This window comes from Candidatus Bathyarchaeota archaeon, assembly GCA_030739585.1.
Lineage (GTDB): Archaea > Thermoproteota > Bathyarchaeia > TCS64 > TCS64.
This window is the reverse complement of sequence record JASLYX010000015.1, coordinates 1-17,083: the sequence shown is the minus strand read 5'-3', so window position 1 is coordinate 17,083 and position 17,083 is coordinate 1. Positions and strand designations below refer to the sequence as shown.

Here is a 17,083-nt window from a genome sequence, read left to right as displayed (position 1 = left end):
GGGAAGATCCTCCCCGACAATTGCGTTAAACTCGGCTTTGACCTGTTGAACGGTCTCCTTTTCTAGCTCGGATGGCTAGAATATATTAATAAACAATCCGCCCTCGCCTAGATAACGAACTGGGTTCCTTTTTGCTCGTTCTGTCTTTGCTTTGCAAGCCCTTTTTGGGTGCCGATGCTCGTGATCTCGATATCATAAGTGACGAACTGCTCCACCATATCTGTGAGCTTTTTTGTCATCTCTTCAAGCTCATCCTTTTTGAAGCTGGACATTATCTCAGGGCTGCTTACCCATTGCATCCATCCTGCGAGGCTTTGGCCCAAGGCCCCAAAGGAGAATCGCATCACTCGTACTAGTTCAAGTCTATCCTGTTCGGGGTTCTCTTTAAGGCTTCGGAGCTGTTTGAGGGTGTCTTCGCTTCTCTGTATCCAGTTTTGATGCATTTTATTTCACTGCGGATACTTTGAGGTGGTCCTTGATAAACGTGTGTAGGATGGAACCCTTAAATCAGGGATATTCAGCTATATTTTTGAGCCGGGATCTCCTAGCCTGGTAGGGAGCTAACACCTATGGGTGGCTCATGCCTGGAAAGCTAGTGTCCGTATGGACGCAAGGGTTCAAATCCCTTTCCCGGCGCCACTCACTCACGTAGGGCGTGCAAAGAGATGTTTTTGGAGCTTTTTCTTATGGACCAGTAACTCTTTTACCCCGTTATCAAACTCTGTTAGCATCTCTTTATAACATAAATGTATATCCCTCATCTTTTGAGAGTTATTCTTAACCTGTAAAATAATGTCTGGATCCTTAGGAGAGGCTATAGAGATTAACTGAGATCCAAACCTGCTGGACTCAATGCTAAGTATGTTATGTTTGATCCAGACGTATTTTGGATCCCTTCTTTTTTTCTTAATTTTATTATCGAGTATAAGGATCTCCCGTAAGATCGATTTTCTATTGGATAATCTTTTCATCTTTTAACCATCCTTTTTCGATACTGTTAGTCTGATACAGTTCGGTACGAGATCCCTAGGGAAGATCTGGATTGATCACAGCTAAGGTATTTTAATGTAGTATCTCCACCAGACATTCCTGTTGCGCCCCTATCTTTTGTGCCGCTTGACCCTATCTAATTTTTGTTCTGCCTTACGGGCAGCGAACTTCCGTGATCCTGAGATCTTTGTTCTGTGGAACCTATATCGCCGTTCGCCTTCCTCACCCTGATCTAAGTTTGAAATTTCATTATAGAACTGTGGGTAGGTAATCTCATCGGAATTTAGGTTAATGATGAGCTCGTTCAGGCGTTCCTTTACCTCGTCACTTTTGGACTGTTCAAATTTTTTCGAGTAAACACCGTATGCCGTACCGAACTTGAAGTTAGTGTTCTCAAAGATTTTCTTCTTAATTTCCTCTTCGGTCATCTCAACTGGTACCATAATATCACCTACCCCCTAATAACTGCATCAATTCTTCTTAGGAAGGTTGAATTATGGATGACACCGATTCCTGAATACGTTAATCTAGGTTAAATCCGTGCCTTGCAGACAATTCGATATCTATCCCTGAGTTCTTTTAAATCCTGCAATTAGGTCGCTTCCCCTAGAAAAATGATCTTAGGGCCTCTATAATATCCTAGTTGAACACAATTCAAGAGTGGGGTATATCCTTTTGAGGATTCTTTTCTCCAGCTAAAAGAATAGACTGTTCCTCTTCTGGTAGATGAACTCGTTTTGGCTAGAGCGCACGAGTAAAGGATTCACTATTTATTTTGGAAGTAAGTTGCCTTGAGTAAAAACAAGTTTACATGTGCGGTTTAGAATATTTTCTTATTCACCTCATCCGGCTTCTGAGATATTAGGGTGACCTCTTTGACGTGGACCCTGATGAGAGCCCTAAGAACCCAATTAGCTCTAGCGAGGTTCTCTTTGACCTTCGTGAACCTCTCCCCTTCTCTCTCAATTTTCCCTAGCCCCTTGAATCTATATCCTTTTACTTCGTTAAAGTCGGTGAAAGTGACGCAGACTCGTGGATTTGCCTCTATGTTAAGCACGGTTTCCCCGCCGAATACGTTCCAAAGTTCGAGGGTACCATCTCTTCTAAGGCGACCGTTCTTCACGGAGATGTGGGGTTGCCCGTCGCTTTCGATAGTGGCTACGATACCCCTTGAGACCTCCTTTACAAAGTTTCTTAGTTTGTCATTGGCGAACGTCATGATATAACAAGAAAATCTGCAGTTCAGCGCTTTATTAATCCTCAGTATTAAAATCAAGCGCGTGCTGACCTCTCAGCAAATAGAATAGATCTTTAATACACACGCGTAAAAAGGAAATTATCTTTCTTAATTAGTGTCGTTATACTCTCGCTGAGGGATTTATGTATACAATATAAAGAAGGTTAAATCGATCGCGCGTGGATCCCTTAAGGAAAAGTTTCTTGCGCCTCGCGTGAGTTAAATGGAAGGTATTTAGGTCTAAATATAGTTGGCTGATTGAATTGAATGTCGGATTAATCGGGTGTGGCGCTATTGGCATTACTCTTGCCCGTGCGATATCTGACGGGAAAGCGGGGGGTATAACTTTGATCGCGGTGAGCGATATTGATGAAAGCAAGCTGAATACTCTCAGCAAAAAGGTTCAAATGACTAACGTTCTTATGACCACTGAACCCAATAAGATCATAACAGATGAACGTATCGATTTAGTGATAGAGGCAGCCTCACGAGAGGCGGTTAAGTCCTTTGCCGAGAAAGCACTGACAGCGGGGAAGCACATGCTAATTATGAGCGTAGGTGCCCTCAGTGACAATGTTTTGCTGTCTCGCTTGGAAAACGTTGCTAGGGAGAAAACTGTGAAAATCTACCTGCCCTCCGGGGCTATTTGCGGTCTAGATGGCGTAAAGGCAGCTTCTGTAGAAGCAATACACTCTGCTGAGATTACGTCGATTAAACATCCGAAAAGCCTTTTAGGCGCCCCTTTTTTGGTTGAGAATAAGATCGATTTGAGTCAATTTAAGACCTCTAAGGTGATCTTTCAAGGTACTGCAAGGGAAGCTATCAGTGGGTTTCCAAAAAATGTTAATGTTGCAGTTGCCCTTAGTCTTGCGGGGTTAGGCGTGGATAGAACCATGGTGAAGATTATAGCTGATCCAGAAGCGATTAGAACCCAACATAATATACATGTGAAAGGGGATTTCGGAGAACTCAATACCTTGGTAAAGAATCATGTTCATCCAGGTAACCCAAAGACAAGTTACCTTGCAGCGCTGGCAGCTATACAGACCCTTAGAAAGATCACTGAACCTATCCAGTTAGGTACTTGATACATGCGCACATTTATACATGTAACAACTTGGTTCAGAAACCCTGAACCCAAGAGCTACTGAACCTCCCCCCCTAGGCTGCCCCACTTCACCTTTATTTCTTTCTGAAATATCAGTTGGTCCTAGGTTCCCTATCTTTGGATAACTTGAAACCAAAGTCATAACCCTGATAAATCATCCAAACTGTTGAAACACACGTAGATACCCTAAACCATTACAAAGCTCCTGAGCTTTCTTATCTCTGGAGTTCACCGCGTCATTGATGACTGCCTAGGTCTTCTGAATAACTATGTGCTTGGTAAAATTAGGGTGAATAGTGTCGTTTTTGGGGGTTAAAATGGTCGAAGTCCTCCAATATAAACCCCCAACTTCCTCGATTTGGATCTAGTTAGGTTTAGTTTTCTCGGCTGGAACGTCTTTTCCCCATGAAAACGAGGGTAATTCTCTTGGTGGCCTTAACTATGGACTGAGGAAAAGTTGTGAATGTTCTGAAGACGTTTATAATGACTGTTCGGCCCTGAGCCTCTCGCGCTTAGGCTAATGTAGTGATTTCCCGATTTTACTTGTTAGAGGCCTCAGATGCCCCTTACTGGCTGGAATGATAAGTAGCGCACTATATTGAGTAACGCCACATGCATATTGCTTCAGACATCCCGATTTGATACTTCAAAATAGCCATTCCAAAAAACCTTCGCTCCTCCTGTTAACTTGGGTCTATAACTGTTATCTGTGTAAAGTCATGAAATAGCCTTAGACAATGCCTAAAAAGGGGGTTGTCCACATTTTATTTTGGTGCAGAGGATGTTGGACATTCGACTCATTAGAGAAAGCCCCGAGACTGTTAGGGAGAACTTAGCCCGGAGGCATGACCATAAAAAGGAAGCACTACTAGACCAACTAATAACGGATGACGCCAAATGGCGGGAGCTAACTGGCGTGGTGAATAATCTCAGAAGCCGGAGGAATAAGATCAGCTCTGAGATCGGGGATAAGATTAGGGAAGGTGAGGACTCCTCATCGCTCCGGGAGGAAGCATCTAAGATTCCCAAGCGGATCATCTACGCTGAGACCGAGAGGGATCAATACGGAGAGAACATCAGGGCTTCCTTGATGCGGTTACCAAATATGCTCCACAAGTCTGTGCCATATGGGATTGACGATAGCGATAACGTCGAGCTCAGGAAGATGGGGACACGTCCAGAGTTCGATTTCGAGCCTAAGAGCCACGCTGAAATCGCGGCTGCTCTTGGCATCCTCGATTTGGAGCGGGCCGCAAAGGTTTCAGGCTCCGGATTTTACTACCTAAGGAACGAGCTAGCGCTCCTTGACTACGCTATTATGCAGTATGCTATCAGCCACTTACTTAACAAGGGCTTTTCCTTAATCGTTCCCCCCTACATGATCCGGAGGAAACCATACGAGGGAATCACCGATCTCGCTGATTTCGAGTCTGTAATGTATAAGATTGAGAAAGAGGATCTCTATCTTATCGCGACTAGTGAACATGCAATGGGCTCGATGCTCATGGATGAGGTAATGAACGCTAAGGACTTACCCCTAAAGTTCTGTGGGGTGAGTCCTTGTTTCAGGAAGGAGATTGGGACCCACGGCAGGTACACCAAGGGCCTTTTCAGGGTGCATCAGTTCAACAAGGTGGAGCAGTTCGTCTTCAGCCTCCCTGAGCAAAGCTGGGAGATCCACGAGGAGATCCAGCAGAACTGCGAGGAGCTATATCAGGGTCTGGGGCTCTATTACAGGATCGTCAATGTTTGCACTGGGGACCTTGGTTCCATCGCAGCAAAAAAATATGATACCGAGATTTGGATGGCAGACGGGCAGTTTCGGGAGTCAGGGAGTAACAGTAACTGCACAGACTATCAGGCTCGCCGCCTCAATATCCGGTACAGGAATAAGGAGGGGCAAGCCCCTGCTGGGTTTGTACATACTCTGAATAACACGGCCCTTGCAACGAGCAGAACCATGATTGCTGTGCTGGAGCAGTATCAGCAGGCAGACGGGTCGGTTGTGGTTCCGAAGGCGCTGAAGCCCTATATGAATGGTCTAGAGATTATAGAAGAGACCATTAATCCTATCCATATTTAAGGACATTCCGCCAATAGAACGCAGACCTTTTTCAATTACAGCTTTGGAACAAAGCGGGCGACCGCTCAGTTTTACTTCAGATAGGCGCCTAGTATGACAACGTCTTCCTCAGGCCAGTCCTCAAATAGCCCAGATGTAGCCGTCTTCACATTTCCAATAGCTTCCATAACTTCCATTCCCTCAACGACCTCCCCAAAAACAGCGTACCCCTCATTAGTTGAAGTATAATCGAGGAACTCATTATCTACCAGATTGATGAAAAACTGGGACGTGGCACTGTTAGGGTCACTGGTCCTAGCCATCGCTATTGTTCCTCGCAGGTTCTTAAGCCCGTTATTCGACTCGAGCTCAATCGGATCCTCCGTGATCTTTGGTTTACCTGTGGCAATAAACCCGCCGCCCTGAATCATGAAGCCTGGTATCACCCTGTGGAACACTGTGTCTACATAAAAGTCGGACTTGACGTAATCCAGAAAGTTCGCCGTTGTTTCTGGGGCTGATACAGCGTTTAACTTTACCTCAATATTTCCCATCGTAGTTTCAATTACTACTATTGTTTCTTCAACCTCTTCTATTGTGCCCCTTTTGTTTCCCCTAAGTAACACTTCTAACACGTCTCCGATTGATATTAAAATTGTGAAAAGGAACATTACAATCATAAAAAGGGCGATAACTGTCTTTTTGTTAATCTTCATGAATGCCTTGAGTGGGGGTCAAAGAAGATAATTCTTTGGGTTTCTTTAAGGCAAACTTCCCCTTTTTTAAAGATCCATTTAGAAAAGCTACAATAAGCTGTCCATTTAGCTCAGCTGATATATCCTCCCCTTAGATTGGTCAAGTTTGTGAGCCCCCTACAAAAGGGGCCCCTCCCAGAAAAGAGGTTTCTCCCGATCTTGAGGTTCTTGTGAAGGGAAGATGGCGTTAAGATGGAATGTGTATACATGGTAGATCCACTATTTTACAACACCGAACCATCCAAGTGTGTTTAGATCCTCTTCAAGAATATGAGGACGGGCTTCATAAACCAGGATCTTTATGGTCAACACAGTTACACACGCGCTTTTTTTAATATGAAGGACAATTTACCTTTCCAGTCACAATTTGATCTCTTTTTCCCTCTCCAGTAAAGCATTCCACTCCAAAGCCAGATTCAACATAGACAAGATTATAGGCTATAAACACCCTCTTAAGGGGCCTCAGCACTTATAGCTGGCTGCTTCTTATAGAATTGGATTAGTGATGGTGGATCTGGGCATGAATGGAGATCCCATCTATTTAAGCCGAAAGAGGATCTCCATCCTTTTAAACTTGTTTTCATGAGGAGACCCGGCAGAGTTTGATAATCGACTTTCATGTCCACACTAAATATTCGTTTGATGCTTGCATTGATCCGCGCAAGTTAATCCACGTAGCCAAGATAAGGAGGCTAGATGGCATAGCTGTTACAGATCATGATACCACTAGAGGTTGGGGGAGCTTTTCCAATGTCGATAGTCTCAAGATCATCCAGGGAATCGAGAGGACCACCGATCGCGGGTCCATCATCGGGCTGTTCCTAAATGAAATGATAAAAAGCCAAGGCTTCTGGGAAACGATCGATGAGATCCAGAGTCAGGACGGAGTTGTAGTGCTCCCCCATCCTTGTGACAGTCTCCGCAGTGATACCCCCCAGATAGATCTTCTAGATAGGGAGAGCCTCAAGGCCAGAATAGACGCCGTTGAGGTGTTTAACTCTAGGTGCGTTTTATCTAGATTCAATAAGAAAGCGGAGAAAGTAGCGGAAGATCTTAATCTACATAGGATTGGAGGCAGCGACGCTCACACAATTCGTGAGGTGGGGAACGCACGAACACTTTTTGACTGCGGGTCACTTGAGGAGATTCATGTTAAGTTGAAAAAGCAGAATCCAATTAACACCATCGTTCAGGGGCGTCATTCTAGCAGGTTTGTCCATTTATCATCGTTTCTGAACAGGAGAAAGGGTAAAAGTACCGGTGACACTGCAGAAACACATTCACCAAGCCAATAATTCAAGCGGGTCGACGCTTTCACTCTCTCTGTGTTGAGGCAATGTCTAGCTAGAAACCCCCGTCTGTTTGAATCGTGCCTTATATTCTTTTAAACGATCAAGTTCTAATCTGGAGTCAATCATCAACTTCTTAGGCTGACTAGCAAAAGTTAAATTCATTAGCTATCTGAGTATCGATTTATATAAAAAAGTGGTATAAATCCTATTCCCTTCTCGCCGGGCCCATCAAAGAAATTCTTTACTTTAGAATCCTATTTTGAGGCTTCTTCTTCCTTAGTTTCTGTATCCACGTCAAAATTTTCTAGGGGCATAGGAGGGGGCGTCATTGCCAGGGTGTACCCGATCCACGCTATAATGAGGAGGACCATCCCTACAGCGAGGAGTGCCGAAACCTTGATAGTTAGGTCACCCCACGGCGATATAAACAGCAACCAGCAATAGATCCCGATACCTAAGAGACTTCCCAGGAATATTATTCCACCGAGTGCTCGGTCATTAGCCATATTTATCCGAACTTTATCTAGGGGTTCAGGTTTAATAATTCTATGGTTGGACCTTTCCCCTTAAATTAATACACAGGACCATTCACCAATATTTCCTGTACAATTCTTTCATAATCTCTAGTATTGAAGCCTAAACCGTAAAGTAGACTTTTGCTACTGATCGTTTATCACTTGCTTTTCTTCGTAGGGCTAGAGTTGAGTTTTTGAAAGTGGGCTCTCTACAAGAATGACACGATAGATCCAATCTCCGTTTAAGGGCTACGCAAAAGTTCGAGCATATTTTATCAGGTAAGGTCTATGCTTCATTTGGAAGTATCCTAATGAAGAATATCCGCTTAGTGGCAACGGGAGACTCCTTGATTACTATGAGACAGAGCGTCCACTCTGAGCCCGAGTTTCTTGATATGGTCAGCCTCATCAGGTCCGCGGACATAGCGTTCACCAACCATGAGATGCTGCTTCACGATTATGGTGCTAACGAGGACGGGGTCTGGCCCTCAGCTGAGTCCGGGGGCACCTACACCCGAGCGCCTCCACACATCATCGATGAGCTCATGTGGATGGGCTTTAGCATTTTTTCTACTGCTAACAATCATAGTCTTGACTACCTCTACGGGGGGCTCCTTAGTACTCGGGACTATCTCAACCTCGCCGGGGTGCTCCATTCCGGCACCGGAAAGGACCTCGCCGAGGCTCGGGCGCCCGCATACGCGGAGTACCCCCAAGGCAGGGTTGCGCTTGTCTCGGCGTCATCGACATTTGCCTCTTTCGGTCGAGCAGGGGATGCCCGGAGGGATCTCTCTGGGAGGCCTGGGCTGAACCCCTTGAGGTTTAAAACTTGGTGGACTGTGAAAGAGGAAAGTCTTGAGGCCATCAAGGAGCTCGAGTTAGAGTTGGGGATATCCGACCTTGTACAGCCAGATGGAGCTCATATCTTTTTGCGCCAGAAATTCGTTGTGGGAGACGATGTCGGGATGCATACAAAGCCTCATGCGGAGGATATGGCAGGGAACCTTGAGTCGATCGGGGACGCTGCTAGGATGGCAGACTGGGTGCTCTTTAGCCTCCACGCCCACGAGGGGCTCCCGCATGACCTTGAGCAGCCGGCGGAGTTCATCGAAACCTTCGCCCGAGAGGTCATCGACGCGGGTGCTCATGCTTTTATCGGCCATGGTCACCACGCTATGAGGGGTATTGAGGTCCGGGACGGCAAGCCCATCTTCTATGGCCTAGGGGACTTTATCTTCCAGAATGAGACCGTTTTCAAGATGCCTGCTGACTTTTATGAGAGATACAAGCTCGATCCCTACAAAGGGACACCCTCAAAGGCTTATGACGCTCGACAGAATGCGCCCCAGAGGCCTGGGTGGCCAGACTCCAAGTGGTTCACTAAGGACAGGAAGTATTGGATCAGTGTCATCCCCTTCATGGAATTCGAGGGGGATCGACTCAACAGCTTGACCCTATACCCTGTGGAGCTAGGGCAGGACAAGTCCAGAAGCCAGAGGGGGAGACCCATGTTCGTCGACAATGAGGAGGGTGTTGAGATAGTGGGGATTATAAAGAAACTTTCTGAGCCTTACGGGACAGATATCAACATAGAGAATGGCATCGGAATCGTGAAGGTTTAGACTTTCTATTTCTCCTTTGTTGCGCGGGCGGGAGAACTTAACGGACTATTCTTCAATTCGCACCCCGAAATGGAATATCCCAAGCCCTATGAAGTATATCGCTGAGGTTGTGATGAATATGGGGTAGAGTCCGTAGGTGTCAGCGATGACCGCGGCGAGTATCGCGGCTACGGGTCTCATTACATTCTCAGGTATGGATGAGAGGGCGAAGCCAACGCCCCTCTGCTTGGGAGGAGAGAGCTTTGATGTGAGGGTCATGCTGGCAGGCATGCCGAGGATGCCAAAGAATCTATGGATGATGTAGGCGAGCATAAAGGGCCAGTACCCCTTGAGGAAAAAGGCGAGGGCAAAGAATGCGTATGAGCCGAATAAGGTGAACCCAAACAGTTTTTTGTCCCCGTATCGATAGGCGAGCTCCCCCCCGAGGGGGCTTGCGACAAGGCCGACGAGGGAGCCGACTGCTAGCATCAATCCGATCTGGCTGATGTTCCATCCTTGGGATTCAGCAAGCCAGATAGTCATGAATCCGGCAGAGAGGCCTCCTCCGAAACGCCTTACTGTACCCGATATGAGGAGGAGGATCATGTTGGAGTTGAGGAGGGTGTCCACGGTCTCTTCATTTTCCCAGGATTTTCTGATTTCCTTCTCCACCATCTCTGTGGGGGGCTTCAGAAAATAGAGACCTACGAGTCCTAAGAGGATGGGGATGACCCAGAAGCTGTAGATCTGTCGCCAGGTAAATGCGAGAACCCCCATAAGTATGGTGATGGAGAGGGGGCCCAAGCTTACTCCCGTGGTACCCCCGGTGAACCAGATCCCAAGGACCCTAGAGCGGTCCTGGGGGCTCGCAATGTCAGAGACGTAGCTTTGGGCTGGGGGATGGTAGAGAGTGGAGTTGAGGGTTAGGAGGGTGGAGGCGACAATGAACATCAGGGGAGTCATTGAGACGCTCCCTAGGAAGGCACCCGCTGCAGCTATCACTATGCTCGCCCCAATGAGCTTCTTTGCCCCAAACCTATCGGAGATGATCCCGCTGGGGACGGAAAAGAGGAACTGAAGGAGGCTTGGAATAGCAACAATGAGGCCAATTTGCTGGTTTGTGAGGCTGAACTCCATCTTAAGGAGGGGGAAGAGGGTGTCGCGCATGTTTCCCGCGGCATGGACTAACGTGTGGGTAAGGATCATTATGACCAGGCTAGGGCTCATGAGCCTGGCAAGCCCTCTCTTTTGGTTCTCTTCTATATTGATCACCGAGCGAGACTCTCATGGGGATCATGTACCATTTTACGTTTCCCTATCCCTCGCCGCACGCCGACGTCGTTGAGAAACTGGATGAATACTCAGAGACCCTGATCTTCAAGCTGTTCTTGGAACATAACTGAAGCTAGCCTCCGAAAGCTTAAGGGGGAATTTGACGTCTTTAACATTAACCAAAGCTCTGAGGTTATCGACATATTCCTTGAGTTCCAAAGTTCACCATGGCCTCGGACTGTATAGTCCCCTTCCGTGAGTGGTCCCTTACCGCACACATGTTTGCCCTTCCTCCAAGGCTCTACTGTATGTTCCCCTGGGGCTTAGGTCACTTCATCAGGGAGAAAGATATGCTAGAGCTCCATGAGGCCGTGATGAATATGACAAGCCTCCCTACAAGGACCGTTGACTTCACAACTGAGGGATCATCTCCTGGGGGATGTGAGAGGCTCTCATGATCTTAAGACCCAAAGACTATTTTGGACGTCAATGACTTCGTTCCTGCCAGAGCGATGATGAGCTTCTCGGTGGACATTGACCCTTTAGGAGTAATTGGGGAGGTCCTCTAATAGGCCGGGGAACACACAGGGAGAATGACAGAAAAAGTTCTGAAAAGAGATTAGCTTAGTCATTTCGAACCCATTAAATCCCCTTATCTCTTTATTTTCTAGGTGAACTTATGTCAGAAAACGGTAAATTGAAAAAGTTCTGGCTCTGGGAGCTTACCCGCCCCGCGTTCGAGGACTGGATCGATAACGAGCCCGAGCCCGTAATTATCCTAGGGATGGGCTCCATCGAGCAGCATGGTCCTCATCTTCCTCTGGGTATGGACAGCCTCGGGGCTACCCGCTTTATCTATGAAATAGCTAAGCGTACCAACAGCCTCTGCTTTAACCCGTGCTGGCCTGGATACAGCCCCCACCACATGGGCTACAGGGGGACTGTGACTCTAAAGGAGGACACACTCCTTGCAGTGTTCATGGACACCATAGAGTGCCTCGCAGACCACGGGGTGAAACGTTTTGTGATGTCCAACCACCACGGTGGAAACAGTGACATCTTCTCCCTCACCTCTCGCCTCGCCAAGGAATACTTTAATGTCATGGTAGCCCAGCCCAATGGTCCCAGCAACACTAAACTCGCAAAAATTTACGCGGATAGACAGAAGAGATATTGGGACGTCCACTCTGGGCCCACGGAGACTTCTATGGCCCTCTCACTCTTTCCTGAGCTGGTGGAGATGTGGCGCCTCGATGACTGGACACCCACCCTTAAGATGCACCCGAAGCTCTACGAGTTCATGGACCCCGACAGGGAAGATTTTGAACTCGTGAGCCAGGTCCGGAACGCTACAATGCAACCGATGAACATCGATTTTACATCTACCGGGGTGTATGGGACCAATGACCCGCGAAATGCAGACCCGGAGGAATTCAACATACGTTTCGAGGAGCGCGTTAGCTTCTTCGTCGACTTCATCAAAATATGGAAAACAATACCCGTCCCAAACGCCTTCAAGAAATAACTTTATCTCCTTGACTTTCCCCTTTGAATTTTGAAAAACTAATATTTACTTTTCCGCAAAATAATACCTTGACTGTATTGGTTTAAGTTTTTTCTCAACGAGAGTCTATTGATCTTTAAAATAGTTGTGTTTGCAGCGCTCACTCCAGAAGGCCCAATATCTTGCGTCGCTTTTCTGCCTCAGTTTTTTATTTTACCTCTACAGATGTTTGATCCATGAAACCTCGGGTTGCGGTGGTCAAGGTCAAAGAGAGCGTGGAGGACGCTGTCAGGGAGGCAATCGGTCTTCTCGGAGGTATAGAAACCTTCTTTGGGCCTGGGGAGTCATTTCTCGTCAAGCCAAACCTCTTTATGGTCAAGAGCGCCGAAAAGGGGGCCACCACCGACCCCCGTGTTTTCATGACCATAGCGGAGTTAATCAAGGAAGCCGGCGCTAAACCGGTCGTAGGGGAGTGCCCCGCAATGTCTTCATATGCTAGGCCGGAAGCAGTTTTCGACGGCCTTGGGATTAGGAAGCTCTGCGATGAGTCTGGTGTTGAGATTAACTTGCTGGACCGTGAGGAGCCGGTCCGGATCCTCAATCCCGACGGGGAGATACTGAAGGAGGTCTGGTTTCCCAAATTTGCCTTAGAGTGCGATGGCATTGTAAGCGTCCCGAAGCTCAAGACGCATGTACTTACGTCCCTCACATGCGGTGTTAAGAACCTATTTGGTCTCCAGCAGGGGGGCACTAAAGCCCATCATCACGTCCAGACCGGCAACTCCTCCGAAAGATTCAGTCACCTTCTCGTAGACATCTACCAGGCCATCCGGGGGCAGGTCTGTCTCAACGTAGTGGATGCTGTAGTCGCGATGGAGGGAGAGGGCCCTGCTTCAGGGGATCCCGTGGAACTCGGAGTCATCATCGCCGGTAGGGATACAGTGGCGGTAGACCTCGTTGGGGCTGCGTTAATGGCCTGGAACCCCTTAGAGGTGGGGACTACCTACATCGCATCCGAGAGGGGTCTGGGGCCATCCTCCCTTGATGAGGTTGAGGTCGTCGGTACGCCCATTTTCGAGGTATTGAGGCCCTTTAGGAAGCCTCAGATCCACCAAGACGGGCAGATGTTCCTAGACATCAGGATGCCTATTGAGTGTGACCCCTATAAGTGTACGAGCTGCGGGACCTGCGCTAAGGTCTGCCCTGGAGACGCTATCACCATGGCTGGCATCCCCCAGTTCCATGACCAGAAATGCATCCAGTGCTTCTGCTGCATCGAGCTCTGCCCTAGCGGAGCACTTATGGTAGTAAGGACAGAAGCTAACAAGGAAGGGGTCGCGAGTAGCGCGCCTCAAGTGAGGTGAATAGAATATGTCTTATGGCTGCGTCTTTTGCGCAATCATCAAGAGAAAGATCCCTTCTCACAAGGTCTATGAAGACGAAAAGACCCTCGCGTTCCTTGATATTCACCCCTTGCGCCCTGGCCATACCCTAGTCATCCCGAAGGCCCACATATCCTTGGTTGAGGATCTCCCCGAGGAGGACGCTCGTTACCTCTTCAGAACACTTCACATGATTGTTAGGCAGATCCAGTTGGCTGTGGGAGCTCCTGCGAGCACCATTAGCATAAATAATGGAGAGGCGAGTGGTCAGGAGGTACCTCATGTTCACATCCACGTAATCCCCAGGGGGAAAGGTGACAAGGGCGGAATAATTCAGGACCATTCTCCGAGTCTCACGAGGCCGGACCAGGCTGAAATGGAGCGAATCGCAGAGAGGATTATGAGCTTCACTTCGGGCTGAATATAGAACAGAGCTATATTTACGAACTCTAGATTATAGGAGAGGGATCAAGCTCTCCTCAATCTCTTCTAATGCCTTTAGGGCGGGGGACACTTGGAAGATCACGTAATCGATGCCGAGGTCCGAGAGCTTTTGGATCCTATCTACGATGGTCTCCGGAGACCCCACGAAACCCCTATTGAGGATAGACTTTGCAAGGCTTGTTTTATTCCCTGTAAGCTTTACAACTCTGCTCCGGGCTTCCTCATCGGTTTTTCCGATGAATATGTGGCCTGGGATTGAGATCTGGATGGGGCTCCTCCCCTTTTCGTCGAGCCTCGCGTTCATATCCCTGGTTTTCTCCCCTGCCGCCTTCAAAGTTGATGCGTTTATGAGCCATCCATCTGCTAGGTCGGCGGTTAGCCTCCTAGAGTCTTCAGATTCCCCTCCCCACCAAATGGGGGGGTACGGTTTCTGTATGGGTTTGGGCTCTACAATTCCATCAGTTATTTCGAAAAATTGGCCCTTATAGTTCGTCTTGGGAGTTGTCCATAGAGATTTGATGATTTCGATCTGCTCTCTCGACTTAGCAATCCTTGTGTCGTGGTCATCCCAAGGAATCCCATAGGCTTGGAACTCCCTTTTATACCAGCCGGCTCCGAGTGAAAATCTGAATCTGCCCCCGGAAAGGTCGTCGATAGTAGCCCCCATCTTGGCAAGAACCGCGGGATACCTGAAGCCTTGACAGATAGTGGTGTGGAATAACTCAACTTTGCTCGTAAGCGCGGCCAACCCGGTTAATGTAGTCCAGGCTTCTAAAGCGTTCGCGGACTCTCCCTTCAGGGGGTTCAGGAGGTGATCCGGGACCCAGATGGATTTGATGCCAATGTTTTCGGCTTTGATGGCTGCTTTAGCTGCGTACTTAAACGTGGCTTCTTTCTCCCCCTCGTCGACGCCTCTCAGCCATCCCCCGTACATAGGGATGTATATCCCAAGGTGAATTTTCAAAGTGATAACCTATCCCTTTTTTTGTAATGGCTCTTCATATTCTTCTCTATAATCCTGATTCAATACTAGCCATGATATTCTCAAGACCTTAAGTCTGAAACACAGAGGATCTGGATAAAACCACGTGGAAAAAAGGTTTACTCACACAAATACGTTCGATAATGTCCATCCTTTTTCACTAGCGAAGCTTCTAAATCTAGCTTGCCTTCTAAAATAATAATGAATTATGTCCGACCTGTTCAAGCCTTTTATTCTCGGGTCTATGGAGATCAGGAATCGCTTCATGAGGTCCGCCACTACCTCCTATTGGTCTGATGAAAGAGGGATCGTCCGCCCCGAGATCATCAGGCTCTATGGAAACCTATCGAAGGGAGGCGTCGGCCTCATCATAAAGGGACACACATATGTCATGAACTCAGGAAAGGCACACGTTGGGATGGCCGGGATCAGCAGCGAAGCCCACGTCAACAAGCTTGGAGAGCTCACTGACGTCGTCCACATGTACGGCAGCAAGATCATCACCCAGCTTAACCACGGCGGATACAAGAGCATCGTTGACAGAGCAGGGCCCTCCGAGTATCGGGAAAAGGGCTGGGAGGGAAGGGCCCTGACGGGTGATGAGATACACGGGATCGTGGACGCCTTCGGCGACGCGGCGGAGCGGACCATGGACGCTGGATTCGATGGGGTAATGATCCATGGGGCTCATGGATATTTAGTCTCTCAATTTCTATCAGGACTCACCAATGGTAGGACTGATGAGTACGGGGGGAGCCCCAGAAACCGGATGCGCTTCCTGATCGAGGTTTACGACGAGATAAGGGATAGGGTTGGCCCCTCCTTCCCTGTTCTCGTCAAGATGAACTGTGACGACTTCAGCCCCGATGGCTTCACTGTCGAGGACAGTGTCAAGGTCGCTTTAGCTATGGCTAAACGCGGCATGGATCTTATTGAGATAAGCGGGGGAGGCATGGGGCAGGTCAGAGAGCTCCGCCTGACGAGAGGGAAATCTGATGATCCAAGGTTCTCCGAGGCAAACTTTGCCGGTCACGCTGAGAAGATCCATAAAGCAATAAGCCCCACGCCGATGGGCTTGGTGGGCGGGATCAGGACTAGAAGATGTATGGAGGCTCTCCTCGAGAGGGGCATTACAGAGATGATCTCTATGAGTAGACCCTTCATCAGGGAGCCCGAATTGGTCAGGAGCCTTGAGACAAGTCAACTGGAGGCGACCTGTATCAGCTGCAACGAATGCAGCAGACAGGGATCCTCTGGTAAGATGATGTTAATGTGCTATCAGAATTAATTAGAATGTGCGCGATTCGGTCGCCGCGCGCTTGAGAAGCTGCTCCGTCTTACCTGATCATTTCCTTCTCATGGAAAAGGGGTGATCGGTGGTCATATCCCCTGGGATAAACAGTTATGAGGAAATATTTATTGCTATTTGACCCTTGTCCTGTGTGCCCTAATCGCGGTGAACTTGATGTATAAGCTCCCTGTAAGCTCCTCTGAGCTTCTCTATGTTTTGGATAGTTATCTCACTGAGTTCGCTGCCCGGGTTATGAAAGCGGGCCCAAATTTTGTCATCCTTGACAGAACAGCTTTCTACCCCAAGTCTGGTGGTCAACCTTCAGATACAGGTAAGATAACCTATCTGGGAGGGGAGGCTTTGGTCCGTAAGGTAATGAAACGGGGAAGGGATGTCTACCACTATTTGGACGGGGACATACCGGTCGGGACTGAGGTCCATGGCATTATAGACTGGGGACAAAGACACTGGAACATGAGGCGACATAGCGGAGAGCACCTCCTCACAGGTCTCTTCGAAAAGCGGGGAAGCGGCCTAAAGGTCTACTCCGACCTTGAGCGCCTCGACTTTAAGCCATCCGAGCTAGAAAAGGAGACCGTTCAACAGGTCAAAGCCGAGTTTAACGCAATTGTCGGGGAGGATCTTCCC

The 17,083-nt window shown here is 48.1% G+C and carries 18 protein-coding genes and 1 tRNA gene; 11 read left to right on the top strand and 8 right to left on the bottom strand.

Translation table 11 applies throughout. The features are described from left to right. Positions 1–107: 107 nt before the first annotated feature. A complete protein-coding gene (locus tag QGG23_08040) occupies positions 108–443 on the bottom strand; it encodes a DUF2153 family protein (protein ID MDP6049366.1) in 336 nt (111 codons plus the stop codon). A gap of 90 nt (positions 444–533) precedes the next feature. On the opposite strand from QGG23_08040, the gene QGG23_08035 reads away from it, so the two are divergent. Then, positions 534–639, top strand: a tRNA-Ser gene (locus tag QGG23_08035). Positions 640–644: 5 nt separating this feature from the next. On the opposite strand, the gene QGG23_08030 is transcribed toward QGG23_08035, so the two are convergent. The 3 genes from QGG23_08030 to QGG23_08020 form a co-directional block, all read right to left on the bottom strand. Beyond that, on the bottom strand, positions 645–971 hold the full coding sequence (locus tag QGG23_08030) for a hypothetical protein (protein ID MDP6049365.1): 327 nt from the start codon (positions 969–971) through the stop codon (positions 645–647). Between the two features lie 129 nt (positions 972–1,100). Continuing rightward, complete coding sequence (locus tag QGG23_08025) at positions 1,101–1,433, bottom strand: hypothetical protein (protein ID MDP6049364.1); 333 nt, start codon at positions 1,431–1,433, stop codon at positions 1,101–1,103. Positions 1,434–1,810: 377 nt separating this feature from the next. Then, positions 1,811–2,209 carry a pyridoxamine 5'-phosphate oxidase family protein gene (locus QGG23_08020; protein MDP6049363.1) on the bottom strand — a complete coding sequence of 133 codons (399 nt, stop codon included), beginning with the start codon at positions 2,207–2,209 and terminating at the stop codon, positions 1,811–1,813. A gap of 281 nt (positions 2,210–2,490) precedes the next feature. Here QGG23_08020 and QGG23_08015 point away from each other — a divergent pair, with 281 nt between their 5' ends. Continuing rightward, positions 2,491–3,315 carry an aspartate dehydrogenase gene (locus tag QGG23_08015; GenBank protein ID MDP6049362.1) on the top strand — a complete coding sequence of 275 codons (825 nt, stop codon included), beginning with the start codon at positions 2,491–2,493 and terminating at the stop codon, positions 3,313–3,315. Between the two features lie 801 nt (positions 3,316–4,116). Then, positions 4,117–5,418: a serine--tRNA ligase gene (gene serS, locus QGG23_08010; protein MDP6049361.1), complete on the top strand. Its 1,302-nt coding sequence runs from the start codon at positions 4,117–4,119 to the stop codon at positions 5,416–5,418. A 71-nt stretch (positions 5,419–5,489) separates the two neighbouring features. Here serS and QGG23_08005 read toward each other — a convergent pair whose 3' ends face one another. After that, complete coding sequence (locus QGG23_08005) at positions 5,490–6,068, bottom strand: peptidylprolyl isomerase (GenBank protein MDP6049360.1); 579 nt, start codon at positions 6,066–6,068, stop codon at positions 5,490–5,492. 686 nt (positions 6,069–6,754) lie between these two features. On the opposite strand from QGG23_08005, the gene QGG23_08000 reads away from it, so the two are divergent. After that, a complete protein-coding gene (locus tag QGG23_08000; protein MDP6049359.1) occupies positions 6,755–7,447 on the top strand; it encodes a PHP domain-containing protein in 693 nt (230 codons plus the stop codon). A 251-nt stretch (positions 7,448–7,698) separates the two neighbouring features. On the opposite strand, the gene QGG23_07995 is transcribed toward QGG23_08000, so the two are convergent. Continuing rightward, entirely contained in the window at positions 7,699–7,950 is a 252-nt protein-coding gene (locus tag QGG23_07995; GenBank protein MDP6049358.1) for a transcriptional regulator, read from the bottom strand. Positions 7,951–8,270: 320 nt separating this feature from the next. Between QGG23_07995 and QGG23_07990 the strand changes: the two genes are divergently transcribed. Next, positions 8,271–9,581: a CapA family protein gene (locus QGG23_07990; GenBank protein MDP6049357.1), complete on the top strand. Its 1,311-nt coding sequence runs from the start codon at positions 8,271–8,273 to the stop codon at positions 9,579–9,581. A gap of 45 nt (positions 9,582–9,626) precedes the next feature. Here the strand turns inward: QGG23_07990 and QGG23_07985 are convergent, their stop codons facing one another. Beyond that, entirely contained in the window at positions 9,627–10,832 is a 1,206-nt protein-coding gene (locus QGG23_07985) for an MFS transporter (GenBank protein MDP6049356.1), read from the bottom strand. Positions 10,833–11,059: 227 nt separating this feature from the next. On the opposite strand from QGG23_07985, the gene QGG23_07980 reads away from it, so the two are divergent. The 4 genes from QGG23_07980 (at position 11,060) to QGG23_07965 (ending at position 14,139) form a co-directional block, all read left to right on the top strand. After that, positions 11,060–11,290, top strand: a complete 231-nt coding sequence (locus QGG23_07980) for a hypothetical protein (GenBank protein MDP6049355.1) — start codon at positions 11,060–11,062, stop codon at positions 11,288–11,290. 221 nt (positions 11,291–11,511) lie between these two features. Continuing rightward, complete coding sequence (locus tag QGG23_07975) at positions 11,512–12,357, top strand: creatininase family protein (protein ID MDP6049354.1); 846 nt, start codon at positions 11,512–11,514, stop codon at positions 12,355–12,357. A 215-nt stretch (positions 12,358–12,572) separates the two neighbouring features. Next, positions 12,573–13,700 (top strand): DUF362 domain-containing protein, encoded by a 1,128-nt coding sequence (locus QGG23_07970; GenBank protein ID MDP6049353.1) that lies wholly within the window; start codon positions 12,573–12,575, stop codon positions 13,698–13,700. Between the two features lie 7 nt (positions 13,701–13,707). Beyond that, positions 13,708–14,139 (top strand): HIT family protein, encoded by a 432-nt coding sequence (locus tag QGG23_07965; protein ID MDP6049352.1) that lies wholly within the window; start codon positions 13,708–13,710, stop codon positions 14,137–14,139. A 33-nt stretch (positions 14,140–14,172) separates the two neighbouring features. On the opposite strand, the gene QGG23_07960 is transcribed toward QGG23_07965, so the two are convergent. Further along, positions 14,173–15,126: an LLM class flavin-dependent oxidoreductase gene (locus tag QGG23_07960; GenBank protein MDP6049351.1), complete on the bottom strand. Its 954-nt coding sequence runs from the start codon at positions 15,124–15,126 to the stop codon at positions 14,173–14,175. Between the two features lie 226 nt (positions 15,127–15,352). On the opposite strand from QGG23_07960, the gene QGG23_07955 reads away from it, so the two are divergent. Together QGG23_07955 and QGG23_07950 are read left to right on the top strand one after the other, a co-directional pair. Then, positions 15,353–16,432 (top strand): NADH:flavin oxidoreductase, encoded by a 1,080-nt coding sequence (locus QGG23_07955; GenBank protein MDP6049350.1) that lies wholly within the window; start codon positions 15,353–15,355, stop codon positions 16,430–16,432. Positions 16,433–16,609: 177 nt separating this feature from the next. After that, a partial coding sequence (locus tag QGG23_07950; protein ID MDP6049349.1) for an alanyl-tRNA editing protein occupies positions 16,610–17,083 on the top strand: 474 nt, incomplete at its 3' end.